Annotated in this window: 2 protein-coding genes; one reads left to right on the top strand and one right to left on the bottom strand. The window is 31.3% G+C overall.

Going from position 1 to position 2,445, the window contains the following annotated elements:
* The first annotated feature begins 260 nt into the window (after window positions 1-260).
* On the top strand, window positions 261-2,135 hold the full coding sequence (locus V6C16_RS11245) for a hypothetical protein (RefSeq protein WP_333543242.1): 1,875 nt from the start codon (window positions 261-263) through the stop codon (window positions 2,133-2,135).
* A 73-nt stretch (window positions 2,136-2,208) separates the two neighbouring features.
* Here the strand turns inward: V6C16_RS11245 and V6C16_RS11250 are convergent, their stop codons facing one another.
* The gene (locus V6C16_RS11250) at window positions 2,209-2,394 is read right to left on the bottom strand and encodes a hypothetical protein (protein WP_333543243.1); all 186 of its coding nucleotides are present in this window, start codon (window positions 2,392-2,394) and stop codon (window positions 2,209-2,211) included.
* Window positions 2,395-2,445: the final 51 nt, after the last annotated feature.

Raw genomic sequence — 2,445 nt, forward strand, 5'->3', positions numbered from 1 at the left:
AGCTCATTTGCTTGAATCTGTTCGGCAAGGATTCTCTGGAAGAACTTCTGAATCCGCGAAGACGAAAAACTATAAACACCTATAGTTATAGCCTGTTAGCTATGGGTGCTTAACCGGACAACATTGAAAATAAGTTATCAATATTTTCAGAGCGGCTAGTTAAAGGTGTAAGTCATAAGAATGGGAATTTTTATATAAAAGTTGAGGGAACTCCACCCCTCGATAATCTTAAGAAGTTTGTTGAGTTGTTGGGAAGAAAAATGTTTTTCCATACAAAAAATATTGAACTATATTCCATAGTAGATATAAACCAAGAGGCACAAAGTTTTTATTTGCTCGAATTTTCTTATATGAGCCTTTTTGATATGTTGCCCAATGGCAATGGCAAGAATCAAGCATTAATTTACAAAGAATTGTTATATATAATTGATGGATATCTGAATGAGGAAAGATTTTGTTTAAAAATTGATACGACTATTTACGATTATGGAACTGAATCATATTTTGAATATTATAAACCTACTGTTACAATTATAAAGATAGAAAAAAATATTTTATGCAGTTATAAAGTAAGAATACCTACCTCATATGCAGTTTTATGCATTATTAGGAGGTATATTCGATGTACTGATAGAAATATTTTCAAAGAATTTTATTGGTCGTGTGCGCACTATAGAAATGTTTTGAATTGTGGATATAATACTTTCACTTTTCATCTTAATTGTTTTTATTTTTTTATAAAATCAATATGTAGGCTTAAATCTTGTTATAGGAAAGATTCTATCTATTTGATTGCACAAGAAAAAAGGATACCAGCATTTAAGTGTGTAAAAGGTAGGGAAGCTATTTTATGTAAGGATATTGGCTGTATATTTTTTAAAGAAGAAGAACCATGCAAACAAATACAATCACCTTTCAATTTTATAAATGAAAGAATTGCTAAGCAAACTAACGGACAGCAAGAACATTTTGATATAAGTAGTGATAGTTATAATTATAGATTAGAAAAAAATATTTTTACTTTTTATAATTTTAACTCAGTCTCTGGGTTCACCATTTCATTTTTTCTATTATTTTTTTGTACAAATGTTATTTCAAGATGTAGATTTAGCATATATGATGAAAAAAGAAATTATAGTAATTTATCTCCACTTATTTTAAATTTTGATAGCGATACAAATATAGATGTATGTAAGGACACCTTAAGTATTCTAAGAAAATTTTATGTTAATGAGTGCATTAAAATAAAATCTTATGATATACTTCAAAAATTAAAAATAAAAGAATGTTTTTCAATTATAGATGAACTTAGTGGTCGTTTTTCTGTTCTACAAATAGCACAGAGCAACATTTTATCAACAAAAAAATGCTTAGAAAACATCCTTCGTGTTGGGAGCTTTAAAACAAACACTGTCGCAAGAATTAATACATTTGTTTTGTCTTATAATAATGCATTAAATAAATTAATAGCTGATAAGCCAAGGATTATACAAAATAAATTAGAGAATTTTTTGTTGATTGATTTTCATGCTGCTGATCTTGTGGAGTGTTGTGAGGATAATTTATATAAATATATTTTAGGCATTGATATGTTTTTATCAAAAAATGGCCCAATATGTATTGAAGAGAGTATTGAATTAAAATGTTGTTTTGAAGACCTGTATTTAAAAAACAAATGTTCCATTTTTCATGACAAGACAAGAAATAAAAATCTATTTTATACTGCTTATATCTTTGTTCTTTTATTTAAAATTGGAATAAACGGATACGATGAGATAGTACATGAAGCGCACGATATTAGCTTGGCAGCAGAAATTGTAACATTTATTACAGACAGAGTGAAACGTTCTTACCCTTCTCATTTTGAAAAAGAACGTGATTATGAAAAAAAGCTTTATGAAATGCTTTTTTCCAGAAATATTAGATATATATCACGCCGTGAAATTTTTAGGAAGTTTAACTCCTCAGTCCAGAATAAAGAGCTAAATAGGGCGATCGAAAATCTTTTGAGGCGAGAGGATCTTTTTGAAGTGCATTCCTGCTTTGTACATAAAAGAGGACGGCGATCTGCTGGCTTTTATTGTATATCACGACGGGTCAGACGTGGTAAAAAGAAGATATCTACTCAGCACTAAAAGTTTTTACTGTGAATTGTTTTAGGTGGTTAGGCAGCCTAATGGCTGCCTAACCACCTTTTTAACAATGGATTTAGCCTTCTTCGCCCGCCGTCAGGGGCAGCTTTTCCTGCTCTTCCAGGGTGTTGTCACCATTTTTCCGGGCGTCTAGTTCCAGAGCTACGCCCGCCGTCGTAAATACCCGATAACGTACGGTATTTTTCGCACATTCCCAAAATGGAAGTAGCCCTTCATGTCGGTTAGGTTTGGTTATGACCAAACAACCACCAAACCAGCATGAGGGCTACAAATGAAAGCTACCAAGGAGCAC

The sequence above is a fragment of the Desulfovibrio sp. 1188_IL3213 genome (assembly GCF_036763145.1).
Taxonomy (GTDB): domain Bacteria; phylum Desulfobacterota; class Desulfovibrionia; order Desulfovibrionales; family Desulfovibrionaceae; genus Desulfovibrio.

Excerpts from the sequence above, each read along its gene's own strand:
- V6C16_RS11245 (WP_333543242.1), top strand. The coding sequence starts at position 261 with ATGTTTTTCCATACAAAAAATATTGAACTATATTCCATAGTAGATATA.